16 protein-coding genes, 1 tRNA gene and 1 pseudogene are annotated in these 18,261 nt (G+C 52.6%); 10 read left to right on the forward strand and 8 right to left on the reverse strand.

Translation table 11 applies throughout. The features are described 5' to 3' along the window. Window positions 1–114 precede the first annotated feature (114 nt). From ACKXF9_RS05230 to ACKXF9_RS05245, 4 genes are all read left to right on the forward strand, one after another. Window positions 115–1,197, forward strand: coding sequence for a sensor histidine kinase (locus ACKXF9_RS05230; RefSeq protein ID WP_418265508.1), 1,083 nt, complete (start codon window positions 115–117; stop codon window positions 1,195–1,197). Beyond that, window positions 1,187–1,927, forward strand: coding sequence for a response regulator transcription factor (locus tag ACKXF9_RS05235; RefSeq protein ID WP_339395519.1), 741 nt, complete (start codon window positions 1,187–1,189; stop codon window positions 1,925–1,927). The genes ACKXF9_RS05230 and ACKXF9_RS05235 overlap by 11 nt, the downstream gene beginning before the upstream one ends. After that, on the forward strand, window positions 1,924–3,246 hold the full coding sequence (locus tag ACKXF9_RS05240) for an SLC13 family permease (protein ID WP_418265509.1): 1,323 nt from the start codon (window positions 1,924–1,926) through the stop codon (window positions 3,244–3,246). Before ACKXF9_RS05235 ends, ACKXF9_RS05240 begins: the two co-directional genes overlap by 4 nt. Window positions 3,247–3,463: 217 nt before the next feature. Continuing rightward, a tRNA-Leu gene (locus ACKXF9_RS05245) sits at window positions 3,464–3,550 on the forward strand. A 56-nt stretch (window positions 3,551–3,606) separates the two neighbouring features. Here ACKXF9_RS05245 and ACKXF9_RS05250 read toward each other — a convergent pair. The 6 genes from ACKXF9_RS05250 to ACKXF9_RS05275 all read right to left on the reverse strand — a co-directional run bounded on the left by ACKXF9_RS05250 (window position 3,607) and on the right by ACKXF9_RS05275 (window position 8,524). After that, window positions 3,607–5,316, reverse strand: a complete 1,710-nt coding sequence (locus tag ACKXF9_RS05250; RefSeq protein ID WP_242889266.1) for a recombinase family protein — start codon at window positions 5,314–5,316, stop codon at window positions 3,607–3,609. 98 nt (window positions 5,317–5,414) lie between these two features. Then, window positions 5,415–5,684 carry a hypothetical protein gene (locus tag ACKXF9_RS05255; RefSeq protein ID WP_418265510.1) on the reverse strand — a complete coding sequence of 90 codons (270 nt, stop codon included), beginning with the start codon at window positions 5,682–5,684 and terminating at the stop codon, window positions 5,415–5,417. A 264-nt stretch (window positions 5,685–5,948) separates the two neighbouring features. Continuing rightward, complete coding sequence (locus ACKXF9_RS05260) at window positions 5,949–6,194, reverse strand: helix-turn-helix domain-containing protein (RefSeq protein WP_117477652.1); 246 nt, start codon at window positions 6,192–6,194, stop codon at window positions 5,949–5,951. A 6-nt stretch (window positions 6,195–6,200) separates the two neighbouring features. Then, window positions 6,201–6,632: a sigma-70 family RNA polymerase sigma factor gene (locus ACKXF9_RS05265; protein WP_015536578.1), complete on the reverse strand. Its 432-nt coding sequence runs from the start codon at window positions 6,630–6,632 to the stop codon at window positions 6,201–6,203. A 581-nt stretch (window positions 6,633–7,213) separates the two neighbouring features. Further along, window positions 7,214–8,209, reverse strand: a complete 996-nt coding sequence (locus ACKXF9_RS05270) for an ABC transporter permease (protein ID WP_418265511.1) — start codon at window positions 8,207–8,209, stop codon at window positions 7,214–7,216. Between the two features lie 111 nt (window positions 8,210–8,320). Beyond that, window positions 8,321–8,524 (reverse strand): helix-turn-helix domain-containing protein, encoded by a 204-nt coding sequence (locus tag ACKXF9_RS05275; protein ID WP_078784979.1) that lies wholly within the window; start codon window positions 8,522–8,524, stop codon window positions 8,321–8,323. A 142-nt stretch (window positions 8,525–8,666) separates the two neighbouring features. Here ACKXF9_RS05275 and ACKXF9_RS05280 point away from each other — a divergent pair, with 142 nt between their 5' ends. The 4 genes from ACKXF9_RS05280 to ACKXF9_RS05295 all read left to right on the forward strand — a co-directional run bounded on the left by ACKXF9_RS05280 (window position 8,667) and on the right by ACKXF9_RS05295 (window position 11,854). After that, window positions 8,667–9,035, forward strand: a complete 369-nt coding sequence (locus tag ACKXF9_RS05280) for a helix-turn-helix transcriptional regulator (RefSeq protein WP_418265512.1) — start codon at window positions 8,667–8,669, stop codon at window positions 9,033–9,035. 195 nt (window positions 9,036–9,230) lie between these two features. Then, window positions 9,231–9,560, forward strand: coding sequence for a plasmid mobilization protein (locus ACKXF9_RS05285; protein ID WP_078784933.1), 330 nt, complete (start codon window positions 9,231–9,233; stop codon window positions 9,558–9,560). Beyond that, on the forward strand, window positions 9,521–10,849 hold the full coding sequence (locus tag ACKXF9_RS05290) for a relaxase/mobilization nuclease domain-containing protein (RefSeq protein WP_418265513.1): 1,329 nt from the start codon (window positions 9,521–9,523) through the stop codon (window positions 10,847–10,849). Before ACKXF9_RS05285 ends, ACKXF9_RS05290 begins: the two co-directional genes overlap by 40 nt. A 111-nt stretch (window positions 10,850–10,960) precedes the next feature. Next, a complete protein-coding gene (locus ACKXF9_RS05295; protein ID WP_207686304.1) occupies window positions 10,961–11,854 on the forward strand; it encodes a Bro-N domain-containing protein in 894 nt (297 codons plus the stop codon). 116 nt (window positions 11,855–11,970) lie between these two features. Here the strand turns inward: ACKXF9_RS05295 and ACKXF9_RS05300 are convergent, their stop codons facing one another. Continuing rightward, entirely contained in the window at window positions 11,971–12,171 is a 201-nt protein-coding gene (locus ACKXF9_RS05300; RefSeq protein ID WP_418265514.1) for a transposon-transfer assisting family protein, read from the reverse strand. A 2-nt stretch (window positions 12,172–12,173) separates the two neighbouring features. Continuing rightward, a pseudogene (locus ACKXF9_RS05305) lies at window positions 12,174–15,128 on the reverse strand (YodL domain-containing protein); the annotation flags it as partial. Here ACKXF9_RS05305 and uidA point away from each other — a divergent pair. Both uidA and ACKXF9_RS05315 read left to right on the forward strand, forming a co-directional pair. Beyond that, a complete protein-coding gene (gene uidA / locus ACKXF9_RS05310; protein ID WP_418265515.1) occupies window positions 15,046–16,728 on the forward strand; it encodes a beta-glucuronidase in 1,683 nt (560 codons plus the stop codon). The pseudogene ACKXF9_RS05305 and the gene uidA sit on opposite strands and share 83 nt — an antisense overlap. Before the next feature lies 1 nt (window position 16,729). Next, a complete protein-coding gene (locus ACKXF9_RS05315) occupies window positions 16,730–18,166 on the forward strand; it encodes a glycoside hydrolase family 1 protein (RefSeq protein ID WP_418265516.1) in 1,437 nt (478 codons plus the stop codon). Window positions 18,167–18,261: the final 95 nt, after the last annotated feature.

Genomic DNA, 18,261 nt, shown 5'->3' on the forward strand with positions numbered 1-18,261 from the left:
GAGGGAGTGTCAAACCCCGTCCTCCCTTTACGGCAAAGGATTTTTACTGTATCTTTAGTACAGCTATGGTATAATTCAGGAGAGAAAACATATTGTTTGGGAAGGGGAATGTGCATGAAAAAACAGACGCTTGTACGGGATGCCGCTGTAATGCTGCTGGCTTTGTTCGCTGCCTATGCCATGGTGATGCTTACACAGGCCGTTATGGGCCGCATTGAGGGCGTCGCCATGCTGATTTTTATGCTGGCAGTATTTGTCACATCAATGTATACAGAGGGATATGCCTGGGGCGTGGCAGCGTCCCTGATCAGCGTGCTGGCGGTGAATTTTGCCTTCCTCTCGCCGTATTTCGCGTTCAACTTTACTCTGTCGGAAAACCTGTTTTCCGGCCTTGTGATGCTTGTGGTGTCCATCATGACCAGCACCCTGACCACCCGCATCAAAAAACAGGAGCAGCTGCGCATGGAGAGCGAAAAGGAAAAAATGCGCGCGAACCTCTTGCGCGCGGTTTCCCACGATCTGCGCACCCCGCTCACTTCCATTTATGGTGCCTGCTCCACCGTGATCGAAAACTACGATTCGCTGGATAAGGCAAAGACCATCAAGCTGCTGGGCGAGGCCTGCAGCGATGCCCAGTGGCTGACCCGCATGGTGGAGAACCTGCTCTCGGTCACCCGCATCGACAGCGAGAAGGTGACGGTGCAGAAGACCCCCACGGTGCTGGACGAACTGCTGGATGCCGTGCTGGTCAAGTTCCGCAAGCGATACCCGGATATTCAGGTGGAGCTGGAAACGCCGGATGCCTTTATCGTGATCCCCATGGATTCCATGCTTATCCAGCAGGTGCTGATGAATCTGCTGGAAAACGCCGCTCTGCACGCCGAGGGCATGACAAAACTGACCCTGAAGGTGTTCACGGTGGGCAATCGCGCGGTGTTCGAGGTGACGGACAATGGCTGCGGCATCCCCAGAGAACGGCTGAAAACGCTGTTCTCCGGCACCGGCAGCACCGACCCGGATGTACCGGCAGACAGCCGCAAGCACGGCATGGGCATCGGCTTGTCGGTGTGCGCAGCCATCATCAAAGCCCACGGCGGCGAGATCAAGGCCGAGAGCCGGGTGGGCGAGGGAACCACCATCCGCTTCTGGCTGGAGACCGAAGAAATTGAAATGGAGGATGCAGAAGATGAGCAATAATAAATTCAAAGTCCTCATTGTGGAGGATGAGGCGAATATCTGCAGCTTTATCGAAACGCTGCTGACCACCAATGATTATCAGGCGCTGGTGGCCCACACCTGTACCATGGGCCTGACCCTGTTCGCCTCCCACAACCCGGATCTGGTCATTCTGGATCTGGGTCTGCCGGACCGGGACGGTCTGGAGTTCATCCGCACCGTGCGGCAGAAGTACATGACCCCCATCGTGGTGCTCTCGGCCCGCACCGACGAGATGGATAAGATCGAAGCGCTGGATCTGGGGGCCAATGACTATATCACCAAGCCCTTCAGCACCGGCGAGCTGCTGGCCCGCGTGCGTGCTGCCCTGCGCCTGAACCGTTACGGTGCCCTGCGCGGCGGCAATGCCCCGGCGGGGGAGTTCCGCGCACAGGGAATGCGCATCAATTATGACCGCCGCAAGGTGTTTGTGGACGAGCAGGAAATCAAACTGACCCAGACCGAGTACAACATCGTGGCGTTCCTCTCCCAGCACGCGGGTCGTGTGATGACCTATGCGGCCATCGTCAAAGCCATCTGGGGCGATACCGACATCGGCAGCACCAAGAAGCTGCAGGTGAATATGGCCAACATCCGCAAGAAGCTGGGCAGCCGCCCGGGCAGCAACGCCTATATCCTCAATGAGCTGGGCGTGGGCTACCGCATGATCGACGAGGACAACGACACCCGTAACAGGGAGAATCTGGAATGACACTTGCGCTGCTTCTGTTTGCAGCCACCTATCTGCTGATGCTGCGGCTGCAGCAGTACCGCCCGTGGGTGGCACTGTGCAGTGCGGTGCTCTTTATTGTGCTGGGCGAGGCCGGGGTATATGGCTTTTCGCTCCGTGCGGCACTGCAGGCGGTGGATTACAACGTTCTGCTGATGATGGCGGGCACCATGGGTACGGTGGTGCTGTTCATCGAGAGCAAAATGCCCGCCCGTCTGGCGGAAATGCTCATCGTCCGGGTGCCGGATGTCAAGCGGGCGGTGTGTATGCTGGCGCTGTTCGCCGGTGTCATCAGTGCTTTTGTGGACAATGTGGCTACCGTGCTCATGGTGGCCCCGGTGGGCCTTGCCATTGCCCGCAAGTTGAAGATCTCGCCGGTGCCGGTGATCATTTCCATTGCGGTATCCTCCAATCTGCAGGGCGCAGCCACGCTGGTGGGCGATACCACCAGCATCCTGCTGGGCAGCTTTGCGGACATGAACTTCTTCGAGTTCTTCTGGATGCAGGGCCGTCCGGGCATTTTCTGGGGTGTAGAGCTGGGCGCACTGGCATCGCTGGCGGTGCTGCTGTGGCTGTTCCGCCGTGAGACCCAGCCGGTCTGTGCAAAGGTGGAAACGGAAGTGGAGGACGACGTGCCCGCCGCCCTGATGCTGCTGACGGTAGGCCTGCTGATCGCGGCATCTTTCCTGCCGGAGCCCGCCGCCGGGCCGCTGCATACGGTGTATGAGCTGCGCAGCGGTCTTATCTGCATGGGCCTGTGCCTGTTTGGCACCGTGCGCGCCTGCCTGCGGGCAAAGTCAGCAAAGCCGCTGGGGCGGGTGCTGGGTGAGCTGGACTGCGATACCCTGCTGCTGTTGTTTGGTCTGTTCATCGTGATCGCAGGCATTCAGGCGGCGGGCGTCATTGATGCAGCGGCCCGGCTGTTCCACGCCGTGGCGGGAGAAAGCCCCTTCCGACTGTTTACGCTGCTGGTAGTGGTTTCGGTCGTGCTGTCGGCATTCATCGATAACATCCCATACGTAGCCGCCATGCTGCCCGTGGTGCAAAGCATTGCTGCACTGATGAATGATGGCCGGGGGATGGAGCCCTACGTGTTTTACTTCGGCCTGCTCACCGGTGCCACTCTGGGCGGCAACCTGACGCCGATCGGCGCTTCGGCCAATATTGCTGCCATCGGCCTGCTGCGCAAAAACGGTGAAACCGTCACGACCCGGGACTTCCTGCGCATCGGTGTGCCCTTTACGCTGGCTGCAGTGCTGACAGGTTCTGTGTATCTGTGGCTGGTGTGGGGCAGAGTCTGATCTGCTGGCCTCCGACACGGCTGTCTGCTGAAGAAAAAACAAAGAAACTCCGACCCTCTGCACCGCCGGAAAATCGGCCTGCAGAGGGCTTTTTCGCGAAAGTATGACGTTTTGTAGTGAGGAAAAAGTTTTTTTGAAAAAATGCTTGACAATTCTGCCATATCTGGTATAATAACTATCGTTCCGAGCAACACAGCTCACGAACACAACAGAATATGCGGATATGGCGGAATTGGCAGACGCGTTAGATTCAGGTTCTAATCGGGGCAACTCGGTGGAGGTTCAAGTCCTCTTATCCGCACCATGACGAATGTTCTTACAGCATTTAGCTGTCAAAGAACATTCGTCATTTTTTATTTGCTAAATAGCGACATCACAGGGGGCGTAGTTCACAACTACGCCTTTTCTTGTATTCACCGATACATCGGGTGTCGGCAAAGGAAGTGCGCTTGGAATCTCGATGGTACCCACACAGTTATAGTGAATACGGAGCCGCTGCTCCCATACACCGTTGACCTTTTCTGCATTGAACACTTCGATTTTTTCCACCAGTTCATTCAGCATCCGGGGTGTCAGCTTTTTTGCTCTGGTGTACTTGCGAACCAGACTGATGAACATATCCGTTGTCATGGTGCGGCTGCTCTGCTTTTCGATTTCGGAGCGGAGCTGTTTGATTTTCTCGGTCAGCTCCTTTTGCTCGTCCTCATATCTCCGGGACATTCTGGAAAAGCGTTCATCAGAGATCTTGCCGGAAACATTGTCCTCATAGATGCGCTCAAAGAGGCCGTCCAGTTCTTCATCACGGGCAAGGAGTGCTTTCAACTCTTTCTCTTTCAGCTTGCGGTCGGCTTCGTCTGCCTGCTGGGAGTGCCCGATAACAGCCTTCAAAAAGTCGTCCTCATAGAGGCTGGCAAACTTGGTCAGCCGCTGAATCTCGCCCAGCACCACTTCTTCCAGAAAATCCACACGGATGTAATGGGTGGATTGGCAGGTGCCACGGTTGCCCTTGTAGTTGGAGCAGTTGAAATACTTGATTTCCGGGTTGCCCTGATTGAAGTGGAAGTGCAGATTGCAGCCGCAGTCTGCGCAGACAAGTAAGCCAGAGAACATATTGTGTTCTCCGTTGCTGGTACGGCGTTTGCGCATTTTTCCGCGTTTCTGCTGTACCTGCTCAAACACGGCACGTTCAATAATGGGTTCGTGAACATCTTGGAACACCACCCAATTTTCCGGGTCGTTATGAATCCGCTTCTTGTTCTTGTAGGACTTGGAGTAGGTTTTGAAGTTCAGAACATCACCACAATACTCCTGCTGGTACAGAAGATGGGTAATCGTGGAGCCATTCCACTTGGTGGCGGGGCGCGTCTTGGTCTTTCCGGGACGGCCGATGCCTTTCTGAATCCAGTAGGCCTGCGGCGTCAGGATGCCTTCCTTTTCAAACTGGGTGGCAATCTGTTCCGTGCCAAAGCCCTCCAACGTCATATCAAAAATGCGCCGGACAACTTGTGCAGCTTCTTCATCAATGACCCAATGCTTGGGATTGTTCGGGTCCTTGATATATCCATAGGGAGGAAGCCCCATCGGTTCGCCGGAGTTGCCTTTGATTTTATTACTGATACGGCGTTTCTTGCTGATGTCGCGGGCATACCACTCATTGAACAGGTTTCGGATGGGTGCCAGTTCATTTTCTCCCTCGGCCGTGTCGATGTTGTCCGAAACGGCAACAAGTCGGATGTCATGGTCCGGGAAAAATTCTTCTGTCAGCCGCCCGACCTCGATATAGTTTCGGCCCAGACGGGAAAGGTCTTTGACGAACACAGCAGAGGCTTTCCCTTGTTCAAGTTGCTGCATCATTTCAACGAAACCGGGACGGTTCATGGTCACGCCGGAAATGCCATCATCCAGAAAGTGAACCAGATTGGTATAGCCTTTTTCCTTTGCAACTTTGGTGAGCAGTTTCTTTTGGTTGCCGATGCTGTAACTCTCGCCCTCCAAATTATCATCACGGGAAAGACGCTCATAGAGAAAAGCGGTTGCTTCACGGGATTTCTTGTTACTCGACTGTTTCATACTCGCTCCTTTCTTGGGACAGTCGAATAGCAAATTCACTTGTACACCTATATTATAACACAATCCGCTTTCTCTGTCCGCTGCCTCCCGAAAGGTCATTATAATTTTTCGCTTTCGGATTTCATCAGCCGGAGAAGAACTTCTCCTAAGGTCTGGGAGCTTTCTTCTTTGAACACCGGCTCAACGATAAAGGAGCGATTGCCAATACGATAAGTCGAATCCAGAGTAAGCATCTCTGGATTTTTTGTTTTTTCAGGGTTTGTCTTTTTCGCTTGCATCGTAAAATCCCCTTTCTTAAAAATCAAAAAATGAGCCAACGGATGGCTGCTGGCAGCAGCCCACGGGAATCTCACCCCTGCATTCCTCATGCAGCCCTGCTCATTGCCTGCGACGCTCTGAACGCTCGGACTTTGACGGTAAGGGAGTATCAGTCTGCCTGTATGTCATGACCCGCAAGCAGCCGCGCTTGCATTGCGGCGTGGTGATGATCGCTCCACTTTTCAAAGAAAAGCATCGTGGCGCACCCGCCGTCCGGCTCGATACAGACAGCAACGTATCCGTTTGCCCTATGATGCACCACCATTGTCCTGCGGGCATATTTTTCAAGGTGCTGTCCCGAAACGTGGAAAGAGTCAGACCGTTTCGGCTCTGGTCACAATAGAGGAAATAAGTTTGATTTCCAGATGGCGTTTCATGTACTCGTCTATGCACACATGAGGCTGACCGTGCTTGTCATAGAGAATGCCTGTACAGAGCTTGTTGATATAACCTCTGTAATGTCGCAAAACCTGTTCAACTGCATCGGTGTCCCCGGCGCAGGCAGAACGAATCACCGAGAGCGGCAAAAAATCTCTGCTCGTGTGTTCATAGGAGTTCATTTACGCCTAACCTCCCTCCGGCAAGTGCGCCTTTAGCTTTTTTCGCAGCTCGTTCAGCGTTTTTGCCCGGTGCCGTTGAACAGCACTCCGGGACATTCCCATGAGGTCGCCAATCTCGCCATCGCCCAGTTCCAGAACACAAAACAGAATCAGAATGCTTTGCTCTTGCTTTGGCAGAGCGGCAAACGCATTGGCAACAAGTTCATTGTCGATGTGCAGATCACAGCCGTAGGATGAAAATACAAATTCTTCACTTGGATAATGGTCTACACTCGTGAGCTGCCCCAGTTCTTCCAACGAAAGAACGCTGAATGACTTTTCACGGTCAAGCAGACGTTTCTTATTTCGGTGATAGTTCCGGGCCTCATTTCGCAGCACCGCTTTGCAGAACGCATCGAATCGGTACTGTTCGCCATCGTTGCGAGGGATAGCTTCCATCTTCTCACCCCCTTTCCGTGGGGATGTCGGGTGGATTTTTCCCTTTCCGCTAATATGACACCTGAAACACCCGATTCTGCCCGCTTTTTTGAAAATTTCCAAAAATATTTTTGAAACAGGCAGCTTTTCAGGCGGCAATAGAAAAGCCCAGCAGACCGAAAACGGCCAACCGGGCATAATGACAGCACGAAACGCGCAGTAGCTACATCGTATAGTACATAGTAAAAGCCCTGCTGACCCTGTGCGGGAGCAAGGCTTTTTTTGACAGTTCAAAGCTAGGCGTTCGATAGAATATTAGACGCATGGCGGCATCCTCCTATGGCCGCCATACGGACGATGAAACGCTTTGATAAGCAAAAAGAACCGGCGGCCTTGATTTTCTCAAAAGCCGCCGGTCCAAAATGGACGCACGGATATGCCTGCTACACGACGACTTTTTTTCTTTTGCCGTCGTGCGGCAGGTTGTTCTATATGTGTATTTTACAGGTTCAATCTTACTTTGAAGTGAAATCCATCTTACTCATTTGTAAGGGTAAAGAAGCTGGCCTGCTACAAATGTGGCAGACCAGCCATTATGATGATTATTGTTGGGATTTAATGGTGTCTACGATTGCCATATCATGTAAATGTTTTGCGGGGCTTCGTACCGCAAGAAAAGAAGTAAATAACACGATACCAATTATCAATGCAAGCGGAAAGATAGGAATACTCCATGCTGTATCCCAGAAATTCGTTATGAGACTTTCAAAAACAACCCAGTGCATAGGAAGTCCAATGATACAGCCCAAAATTATACCGCTTACTGCGTATGTCATTGCTTCTGCAACAATCATTTTTATGAGTTGCTGATTACTCATGCCGATTGCCCGCATTGTCCCATATTGTTTCGTTTTTGCGATAACGCCCATGTTAATTGTATTCATAATGTGAAAAATGGTTATCGCAACAATGATCGAGAGAAAACCATATACAAGTACAGCGAAAGCAGAATACAGGTTTCTTTGTTGTTGAACTTGTGAAAGCTGCTCTGTAAATACCACCCCACCATCGGTAAAAATATTTTCAATATCTTTCACATCTTCAATAGAAGCTCCATTTTGAAACTGGACGTCAATAATTGTATATCCTGTTTGCCCTGTTAATGCAACAAAAGTCTTTTCAGAGCAGAAAATGGTTTCCGTTCCCTCCTCGCGTGCCAACGGACTGTCAGACAGAATACCGGCTACCGTCACCGCTTGTTCCTTGCCGTTGATGGATAAAGTTATCACATCTCCAACTCGAACATCCGTATTTTCAGTATTCACAACCAAAACCTGATTTTCTTCTTGTTCTACAACACTTATTGAACCTGCTGTCAAATAATCGGCAGACCACTTAAATTGATTTGCCTCATACGAAATAACATTTGCTTTGTGGTTACTTCCGTCAATGTTTACAGGTACATCATAGGCAAACATACGCCCATACGCCCGCTTAACATTTTCATTCTGCTTGATACTTTCTAACAAAACGCTGTCAATGGAACAAGTATTTGTTTCGCTAACGATTGATAGTTCTGGTGTCCATTCAGATGGCATAAAAGCATTTTGCATAAAATTTACAAGCGTGCTGAATGTAAGAAATTATCCACAAAATACCCGCTGTTTTCCAGCGTGTACTTCAAACCATCAATCAGGCTTAAATCATCTTCAACGTAAAGTATCTTCTGCATTTTTCAATTCCTTTCCCTGTTTCGTCCGGCCATCCACCGGCTTATCAGCATTTTTTGGCACCAGCCAAACGCTGGCCATTTTTACCGCACCGGGAATGCGTCCAGCTGAACACAGGTAGTTGACTTGCCGAGGTGTTACGTTCCACTTTTCGGCGGTCTCTTTCAAAGTCATGTAATCCATAGCACACCTCCAAGTTCTATTATATTTCGCTTGCTCGAAGAATACAATGCACAAAATATGAACAATAAAGTTTAGCATATATGCAGTTTGCATCATTTCGCCAATCGTCCATGAACTATAAAATGTATATGGGTGATGCAGAATGGCGAAAATCGAGGACTGTCCCGGCTTTGAAACGTTCGGAGCGGATGTCAAGGCAGCACGAAAGGCAAAACAGCTTTCCCGCAGTGCGCTGGCCGACATGATACATTGTGACAGCCGGTATCTTGCGAACATCGAAAACGAAGGCACGTTGCCCAGCTTGCCGGTGGTGATTCAGCTGATAAAAATATGTGGTCTGCCGGTGGAACGGTACTTCAACCCGGAACTCATGCGGGAAGAAAGTGCGGAACGTCAGCGGGTCAGCCACAAGCTGCAGCTTTGCCCGGAAGAATACTTACCCATCGTAGAAGGTGCCATTGACGGTGCGCTGCGAATCAATGAACAGGAAAAAGAGCCTGCGTGTGTCTGATTGTCATGCACGGTCATTGAGAGGATGCAAAAGCGTCCTCTTATTTTTTTTTCTTGCATTTTGCGGGCAAAACGGGGGTGTTGTGGTGTCATAGTAGTGGGGAAAGGTAACGTAGCAAGCATAGGGAGTGTAGCCACTCCCGGCAAAAATGCTTGCTGGGGAGTACCCCAGACCCCCAAGAAACGAGGTGAAACTATGACGAATCGAACCCGAAAAATTGTTCTGCGTGTTCCCGTGACGCCGGAGGAACAGGAACTTATCCGGCAGAAGATGGCTCTGCTGAACACACGGAATTTTTCTGCCTACGCCCGGAAGATGCTGATAGATGGTTATGTTGTCCACATCGACACCACCGACATCCGGGCGCAGACCGCCGAATTGCAGAAGATTGGTGTCAACGTCAATCAGATCGCACGGCGGCTGAACAGCATGGGGCCGCTGTACACACAAGATGTTGCGGACATCAAAGGAGCGCTGGCACAGATATGGCAGTTACAAAGATACATCCTATCAAGTCAACGCTGAAAAAGGCACTGGACTACATCGAGAATCCAGCCAAGACGGATGAAAAAATGCTGGTGTCCTCCTTTGCCTGCTCCTATGAAACCGCCGACATCGAATTTGAACTGCTGCTATCACAAGCCATGCAGAAAGGCAACAATCTGGCCCACCACCTGATACAGTCTTTTGCGCCGGGCGAAACCACGCCGGAGCAGGCCCACGAGATTGGCCGACAGCTTGCAGATGAAGTCCTGCAAGGCAAATACCCGTATGTGCTGACCACGCACATTGACAAGGGGCACGTCCATAACCACGTCATCTTTTGTGCCGTGGACATGGTGAACCAACGAAAGTATGTTTCCAACCGACAGAGTTATGCCTACATCCGGCGCACCAGCGACCGGCTGTGCAAGGAACATGGTCTGTCTGTGGTGATGCCCGGTCAAGACCGGGGCAAAAGCTATGCCGAGTGGGATGCACACCGCAAGGGCACGAGCTGGAAGGCGAAGCTGAAAGCTGCCATAGATGCAGCCATCCCGCAGGCCAAGGATTTTGACGATTTTCTGCGGCTCCTGCAGGAGCAAAGCTATGAGGTCAAGAGGGGCAAGTATGTGTCGTTCCGTGCGCCCGGACAGGAACGGTTCACCCGCTGCAAAACGCTGGGCGAAGCCTACACCGAGGAAGCCATCATCGAGCGCATCAAAGGGCGGTTCGTGGAGCGGAAGCCCAAAGAAAACCACAAAATTTCGCTGCGGATTGATTTGGAGAATAGCATCAAGGCCCAGCAGTACGCAGGGTACGAGAAGTGGGCAAAGCTCCACAACTTGAAACAGGCTGCCCGGACGATGAACTTCCTGACGGAGCATGAAATTGATAGTTACCCGGATTTGGAAAGCCGGGTGGCCGAGATCACCGCCGCCAGCACCGAAGCTGCCGCCGCATTGAAAGCAGCAGAGCGCCGGCTTGCAGAAATGGCCGTGCTGATAAAGGATGTCACCACCTGTAAGGAACTGCACCCACTGTTGCATGAGTATCAGCGGGCTGCTGACAAAAAGCAGTTCCGACGTAAGCATGAAGGAACCTTGATTCTCTATGAAGCAGCGGCGAAAGCTCTAAAAGAGCAGGGCTTTCAAAAGCTGCCCGACCTCTACGCCCTGAAAAACGAGTATAAGCAACTGGCCGAGCAGAAAGACCAGCTGCAGCGGCAGTACGCCGAAGCCAAACGCCAGATGCAGGAATATGACATCATCAAGCAGAATGTGGACGGCATTCTGCGGACAGCACCGGGAAAGGAGCAGATGCAGGAACGGTAAATCTGCACAAAATATTGTTCGGATTTTTGAATCCCAAACGCTTAGACCGGGTGGCGTTTCCACCCGAAATCATGTAAAATAGAACTAGACAACGAAAGCGAGGAACCCTCTATGGCAGAAGTAAAAGACAATAGCTCTATCCAGCTTTTTGAAAATCAGAAAATCCGTACTGCGTGGGACGCAGAAAAGGAAGAATGGTATTTTGCCATCGTTGATGTGATTGCTGTTCTGACTGACAGCGCAGACCCACAGAACTATTGGCGCGTTCTAAAAAAGCGTCTTAAAGACGAAGGAAATGAAACCATTACAAATTGTAATGGTTTGAAAATGACCGCTCCTGACGGCAAAAAGCGCAAAACGGATGTCGCTAACACTGAACAACTCCTGCGCATCATCCAGTCAATCCCATCTCCGAAAGCTGAACCGTTCAAGGCATGGCTGGCAATGGTAGGCAAAGAACGCATCGAGGAAACAATCGACCCGGAGCAGGCCATTGACCGTGCGCTTGATACCTATTTGAAGAAAGGCTACTCTGAAGAATGGATTCACCAGCGGCTTTTGGCAATCCGCATCCGCAACGAACTGACGGATGAATGGAAGAAGCGCGGAGTACAAAAGGGCAAGGAGTATGCTATCCTGACCGATGAAATCTCCCGCGCATGGTCTGGCATGACCACAGGGCAGTACAAGCGGCTGAAAGGTCTGACGAAAGAAAATCTCCGGGACAATATGACTGATTTGGAACTTGTGCTGACCATGCTGGCGGAAGCCTCCACCACGGATATTTCCAAAACTGCAAAGCCACAGACCTTTGAAGAAAACAAGCAGGTTGCCAAACGCGGCGGCAAGGTGGCCGGCATTGCGCGGCAGGCTCTTGAAGCGGAAACCGGCAAGCCTGTTATCACAGAAAAGAATGCGTTTGACTTCCAGCAGCTTGTGACCGACATTGTAGAAGATGCCGCCGAACTGCCGGAAAATCCCACCGAGAAAAAAGATAAAGACTGATACATGAAAAATAGCCGGACACAGCAGCCACAAGGCCACCGTGTCCGGCTATTTCTGTGTTGACAATGGCACATTACTTTCACTGAAAATAATGTGCCATTGTTAAGCTGGCGGTATTATTCACTCGTAAAATCAAACCGCTGTCCGTCAAAGTCAACATCGGTCATGCGCTCCAACTTTGCAATGGTGCCGTTTGCCAGCCGCCGCATTTCCGTGTCCATATCCGGCAAGGCGGCCAGCATCCGCGCCATCGTCCGGCGGCGGTCAGAGGTGTGGTACATACAGATCAAATTTTCTTCTTCCACGCTGAAATTCATGGTCAGACCTCCAATTCCCTTGTCTTTTCCCGCGGCGGTGTTTGCTTGCTCTGCTCCTTTTTCGCGGCATCCAGTTGTGCCCGGATAGACGGCTTTTTCGGTTTGGCTGCGCGGGATTTCTTGGCTTTCGGTGCCTTTTCTTCGGCCTTGACTGCAGCGGCAAGGTCTGTCAAAGAAATTTGTTCCCCGGCCTTTGCTTTGGCCTCCAACTCGCCCAGAGGGGGCGCGTTGTTCAGAACACCGTCAATCATGTTTTCGTTTTGTTCGGTGGAAAGTTCTGCGGTGCGCAGCGGATTTTCCCGCAAGAACTCCGGCACCTGCTGGAAGCCCACACTGTCGCAGTAGTGGGCGGTGTCCTGCCCATTCTGGTGCAGCACCACCACATCCGAAACAGACAGTGAGTGCCCCTTGAAATCTGCCGGATGGTCCACGTTGAACGTGCGGTAGAGGTCCTCCAACGTGGTGCCAGCAGCCAGCGGCGCGGCGTAAACCTCCGTATAGTTGGCCTTGTCCACGGACAAACCAGCGGCCTGCAGGCGGTCGTAGGGCTCAAAACGGTAATCGCGGGTGGAATCTTCATTGCGCAGCTGGTAGATGGAAAAGCTGTCCTGCTGCGGTGCTTCAAAGCCTGCCGCTGCGTATTCCTCTACGGTCATTCCGGCAGCGGCCGCTTCCTGCGCGATCTCGGCCTGCACCTGTGCCTCGTAGTCCTGCAAACTCTGGTCGAAGTCGGCCAACTTGGGCGGTTCCGGCAAGTCATACCGGCCTTGGTTGAGCATCGAGCGGCAGTCCTGCACATAGGCCACAACCGCAGTGTAATAGGAAGTCTGTTCCGGCAAAATGTTCTGTTCCTCCCGCAAAGCGGCGGTGGCTGCCTGCTCCATGGCCGAAAGATTGCAATGTTGTTTGAGGTACGGGATAAACTCGGTCAGCACCATTTCCCGCTCTGCCTTGTCCTGTTCCCACACTTCCGGGCCTTTGTTGTGCAGAACAAAATTTTTCCAGTTCTCGTCCTTGGCGTAGTATTCGTGGTAGTTCTGGATGTGCTGAACCAAAGAGCCCTCTCCGTCACCAAAATCCTGCCGTCCCTCGTAGTTGTCGGGCTGACCGTTCAGGGTAAAATCAATGCGGAACGCGGTCTTGTCGTACCAGCCACCCTCGTAACCATCCTTTTCCTGGTCTGTGTGCTGGGCGGTGTCCAGTTCTTCAAAAACGCGGTTTGCCACAGACAGCGGCATGATTTCACCGTCCTGCAGCTTGTCACTTTCGCTCCATAGAATCGTGACCGTAGGTTCTGCGGCTGGGTCTGGAATTTTAACAGGTTCGGGAATTTCATTCGCTTTTTCTGCCGCCTCTTGGAACACCGCCAGCTTGTCACCCAACAAAACTTCCGACACCTTGGCTGTCTGCCCCAGCAGATTAAGAGCTTCCGCTCCGGCATCCGGCAGGGTCAGACCGGGCGCGTCCAGCTGCCCACCGTCCAGAGCCGTGTGGTCCGGGCCATACAGAGTGTAGTCATAGCCGGAATCGCAGGTCTGGATGAACAGCGTATTGCCATTATCCAGTGCAAATGCGGCCTCCTGTGTAGCGGAAAGGTCTGCTTCCCGCTGCTGGCGAAGTTCTGCCAGATGTTCGTCCAGCGCGGAGATCAGCTCATGGGCCGCGCTGCGGATAATTTCCAGAGAGGCTTTCAGTTCGGCCAGTTCCCGGCCAGAACTCCACCCGGCCACATAGCCAAAGGAATACTCGGATGTGTCCAGCCCGTAGTACTGGCAAACAGCATAGGCCACACTTTCGGCCTGTACCTCGCGGGTGCGGCTGTCCGGGCGGTTAGTCTGTTCTGGGTCGTTCGGGTCGATGGCGTGCAGCTTGGCATGGGCAATCTCGTGGATGGCCGTTTTGATGGTTTGCAGCTGGCTCATGCCCTCCTGAATTGCAATGCGGTTGTCGAGCAGATGAAAGTAACCGTGCGCCCCGCCCTCGATGTCCTCAAACCCAATGGGCACCGGGGATGCCTGTTCCAACGCCTTGAAAAAATCTTGGTAGTCCTGCACACTGCCGGACAGTTCATTCACGGCAATGGTCGGCAGCGGTTCGCCCTCGGTCTGGCTGACATCGAACACAGACACCACCTTAAAGGCCGGAATCTGTACCGTTTTTTCTTCGGTTAGCGGCTTGCCGTCCTTGTCCAGAATCGGCTTGCCCTGCTCGTCCAGCTTTTCCATCTTCTGCTTGACCTTGTAGGGCGCAGGAGCAAGGATTTTGATACCCTTTTCACCTTTCTTCACGGTGCGGTGGAACGTGTCCTTCCACTTGTTGAAGCCCGCCACCAGTTGGCCGCCTTGCATGGCAATCAGCAAGGTGTTGTTGAAACTGTAATTGTGGAATTTTGCCATCGTGGTAAGATAGGCTTTGTAGCGGTCACTGTCGAATAATTCTTGAATGCCTGTTTCCAGCCGGTCCGTGATTTCTTTCATGCGCTCTGCGCTGTCTTTGCCGTTCAGGATAATGGGGAGAACCTTTTGCAGCTGCGGCTCACTCTGGATGGGCGGCGAGATGTTGGCCGAATCTCGCAGGACTTCCGGCGCAGGAAAGGACAGCACCCGGTATTTCTCTGGCACGGGCTGTCCCTCATGGACTTTCTGCCACACATCCCCGCTTTTGACAAGGTAGCCGTACTCGGTGAACGCGCCCTGCTCCTGCTGAGCCACATATCGTCCAAACTGTGCCGTGTCAATGCCGCCTTTCCATTCCTCCGGCATATCCACCATGCCGGAGCGGTTCAGATAGTAGTCGCCCAGCTGGGCAGGCCCGCGTACCTCTGGCAGATGCACATAATATTCCACGTTTTCGGGAAAGTCGGTGATTTTCCCGATGCTGAAAAGCTCACTCTGCGGGGCTTGCAGGGCGGCGTTCAGCTCTGCGCGTTCCCCGGTAGAGAGTGTTTCCAGTCGTGATCAGAAGGATTTTTTTGTGCCTGAAACGGTGCAGAGCAAGGTGCAGCTGCGTTTTGGAAGCATTACCCACCGTGCAATTGTATTCTGCAACGGTGTTGAGGTCGCCCGGCATGAGGGCGGCTTCCTCCCCGTTGTTGCCGACGTCACGGACGTTGTCCGCTGTGGTGCGGTGAACCGGGTCTGTATCTGGGTGAACAACGATCTGAACGAGAGCACTTTGCCTTGCGGAACACACAATGTCCTCTCCAGCGGCAGAAAAATCGTTAAGCCTTATTTCGACTTCTTTAACTACTCCGGCATCCAGCGCAGTGTGTATTTGGTCATGCTCCCGGCAGAAAGCATTCAGGACTATGAGGTAAGCTATACGCTGGATGGTGCGGATGCACAGGTGGATTACAAGGTTTTCTGTGAAGGTGCAGGAGAGATTTCAGTACAGCTGCTGGATGCGGAAAACAAGCTGGTGGCAGAAGCAAATGGTGCGGAAAGTGCTCTCTGCGTGCAGAACGCACATCTCTGGCAGGTGCGGAACGCCTATCTTTACACCATCGTCATCACACTGAAAAAGGACGGCTTGCCTGTGGACGAGTACCGGGAACGTATTGGTATCCGCACAGTGGAGATTCGCGGAACAAAGATCCTCATCAACGGAAAATCTGTCTATCTGAAAGGCTTTGGCAAGCACGAGGACTTTGATATTCTGGGGCGTGGCTTCAACTGGGCCGTCGCAAAGCGGGATTTTGAATGTATGAAATGGACGGATGCCAACTGTTTCCGTACCAGCCACTACCCTTATGCAGAAGAGTGGTATCAGATGGCAGATGAAGAGGGCTTCCTTATTATTGACGAAGTCCCCGCTGTCGGCATGATGCGTTCGACCCATAACTTTGCGGCGGCAGGCACTGGACAGTACACCTATTTCTTTGAGACCCCCACCGTTCCGGAGCTGCTGAAAAATCACATTCAGCAGGTCAAAGAGATGATGGCGCGCGACAAAAACCATCCCAGCGTTTTTGCGTGGAGCCTGTTCAATGAGCCGGAAACCACCAGCGAGTATGCAAAGGATTACTTCACGAAAGTCTTTGAGACCGCCCGTACACTGGACCCGCAGAACCGTCCGCTGACCGGTGCGTTCGAGAAGAACAGTGCGCCCGACAAGTGCCGCTGTTATCAGCTGTGTGATTTCATCTGTCTGAACCGGTATTATGGCTGGTACATCAGCGGCGGTGCCGAGATGGAGGAAGCCGAGGTCAAGTTCCGTGCCGAAATGGACAAGTGGGCGGCAAAAAAGCTGAATGTTCCGTTCGTCTTTACCGAATTCGGCACGGACACCCTTGCCACTGAGCACAAGCTGCCCGCTATCATGTGGAGTCAGGAATACCAGAATGAGTATCTGGCAATGAATTTCAGCGTGTTTGACAGCTACGATTTTGTGCAGGGCGAACTGGTCTGGAATTTTGCAGACTTCCAGACTTCCGAGGGCGTTATGCGCGTCAACGGAAACAAGAAGGGCATCTTTACGCGCCAGCGTCAGCCCAAGGATGCAGCATTCACCTTCAAAAAACGTTGGGAATCTCTGCCGCTGAATTATAAGGGAGAATAAAATGAGCATTTTCCGCGATGATTTTCTGTGGGGCGGTGCCTGCGCTGCCAATCAGTTCGAGGGTGCATGGGATGTGGACGGCAAAGGCCCCAGCGTGCCGGATATGTGTACCAACGGTTCCCACACCAGCCCGAAATGGGTGACCACTGGCATCCGCCCCGACCGTCTGTACCCCAGCCACGAGGCCATTGATTTCTATCATCACTACGAAGAGGATATCACCCTCTTTGCTGAGATGGGCTTCAAGATCTTCCGCACCTCCATCAACTGGACCCGCATCTTCCCTAACGGCTGGGAAAAGGAACCCAATGAGAAGGGTCTGGAGTTCTACGACCGCGTGTTCGACTGCTGCAAGAAGCACGGCATCGAGCCGCTGGTTACCATCAGCCATTACGAGCTGCCCTATGCTCTGGTGGAAAAGTACAACGGCTGGGCTTCCCGGGAACTGATCGAGTTCTACATGAACTACTGCAAGGCAATCTTTGAGCGCTACAAGGACAAGGTAAAGTACTGGCTGACCTTCAACGAGATCAACTGCGGCACCATGCCCATGGGCGCGATCCTCGAGACCGGCACGATCAAAGGCTTTGAAGGCTCCACCGCCGATGTGCCCGACAACAAGCAGGAGCGTTTTCAGGCACTTCATCACCAGTTCGTGGCCAGCGCCAAGGCGGTCAAGTACGCCCACGACAACTATCCCCAGTTCAAGATGGGCAACATGATCTGCTTCATCACCAGTTATCCGCTGACCTGTGACCCTGCCGATGTGATCGCCAACCAGCAGAAGATGCAGATTACCAACTGGTTCTGCTCCGATGTGCAGGTGCGCGGCGAGTATCCCAGCTATATGAAGCGCTGGTTCGCCGAGAACGGTATCACCATCCTGCAGCAGCCCGAGGACGCTGACATCCTGAAAGAAGGCACGGTGGACTTCTACACCTTCAGCTATTATATGTCCAACTGCATCACCACCCATAAGGATACCGAGGATGTGGGCGGCAACATCGTTGCCGGAAAGAAGAACCCCTACCTGAAGGCTTCCGACTGGGGCTGGCAGATCGACTCCATTGGTCTGCGCTACACCCTCAACGAAATCTACGACCGTTACCACCTGCCTATGATGGTGGTGGAGAACGGGCTGGGTGCTTACGATGTGAAGAGCGAGGACGGCAAGATCCACGACAGCTATCGTATCGACTACCTGCGCCGGCACATCGAGCAGATGGCTGAGGCGGTCAAGGACGGTGTGGATCTGATGGGCTATACCCCGTGGGGCTGCATTGATCTCGTTTCCGCCTCCACCGGCGAGATGGCAAAGCGTTACGGCTTCATCTACGTCAACAAGTTCGATGATGGCACCGGCGACCTGAGCCGTGAGCGTAAAGATAGCTTCTACTGGTATAAGCGGGTCATTGAGACAAACGGCGCTGAATTGTAACTGGGAATAAAACAAAAACAGGGTGCACCCTGCGGACGCACCCTGCCAAAAGCCACAGACAATAGCGATATGTACAACAGGGCGTTCCCCGTAGC

The organism is Faecalibacterium sp. 9 (assembly GCF_048320955.1).
GTDB lineage: Bacteria > Bacillota > Clostridia > Oscillospirales > Ruminococcaceae > Faecalibacterium > Faecalibacterium wellingii.

Excerpts from the sequence above, each read along its gene's own strand:
- ACKXF9_RS05230 (WP_418265508.1), top strand. The coding sequence starts at position 115 with ATGAAAAAACAGACGCTTGTACGGGATGCCGCTGTAATGCTGCTGGCT.
- ACKXF9_RS05235 (WP_339395519.1), top strand. The coding sequence starts at position 1,187 with ATGAGCAATAATAAATTCAAAGTCCTCATTGTGGAGGATGAGGCGAAT.
- ACKXF9_RS05240 (WP_418265509.1), top strand. The coding sequence starts at position 1,924 with ATGACACTTGCGCTGCTTCTGTTTGCAGCCACCTATCTGCTGATGCTG.
- ACKXF9_RS05250 (WP_242889266.1), bottom strand. The coding sequence starts at position 5,316 with ATGAAACAGTCGAGTAACAAGAAATCCCGTGAAGCAACCGCTTTTCTC.
- ACKXF9_RS05255 (WP_418265510.1), bottom strand. The coding sequence starts at position 5,684 with ATGAGGAATGCAGGGGTGAGATTCCCGTGGGCTGCTGCCAGCAGCCAT.
- ACKXF9_RS05260 (WP_117477652.1), bottom strand. The coding sequence starts at position 6,194 with ATGAACTCCTATGAACACACGAGCAGAGATTTTTTGCCGCTCTCGGTG.
- ACKXF9_RS05265 (WP_015536578.1), bottom strand. The coding sequence starts at position 6,632 with ATGGAAGCTATCCCTCGCAACGATGGCGAACAGTACCGATTCGATGCG.
- ACKXF9_RS05270 (WP_418265511.1), bottom strand. The coding sequence starts at position 8,209 with ATGCCATCTGAATGGACACCAGAACTATCAATCGTTAGCGAAACAAAT.
- ACKXF9_RS05275 (WP_078784979.1), bottom strand. The coding sequence starts at position 8,524 with ATGGATTACATGACTTTGAAAGAGACCGCCGAAAAGTGGAACGTAACA.
- ACKXF9_RS05280 (WP_418265512.1), top strand. The coding sequence starts at position 8,667 with ATGGCGAAAATCGAGGACTGTCCCGGCTTTGAAACGTTCGGAGCGGAT.
- ACKXF9_RS05285 (WP_078784933.1), top strand. The coding sequence starts at position 9,231 with ATGACGAATCGAACCCGAAAAATTGTTCTGCGTGTTCCCGTGACGCCG.
- ACKXF9_RS05290 (WP_418265513.1), top strand. The coding sequence starts at position 9,521 with ATGGCAGTTACAAAGATACATCCTATCAAGTCAACGCTGAAAAAGGCA.
- ACKXF9_RS05295 (WP_207686304.1), top strand. The coding sequence starts at position 10,961 with ATGGCAGAAGTAAAAGACAATAGCTCTATCCAGCTTTTTGAAAATCAG.
- ACKXF9_RS05300 (WP_418265514.1), bottom strand. The coding sequence starts at position 12,171 with ATGAATTTCAGCGTGGAAGAAGAAAATTTGATCTGTATGTACCACACC.
- uidA (WP_418265515.1), top strand. The coding sequence starts at position 15,046 with ATGCTGAAAAGCTCACTCTGCGGGGCTTGCAGGGCGGCGTTCAGCTCT.
- ACKXF9_RS05315 (WP_418265516.1), top strand. The coding sequence starts at position 16,730 with ATGAGCATTTTCCGCGATGATTTTCTGTGGGGCGGTGCCTGCGCTGCC.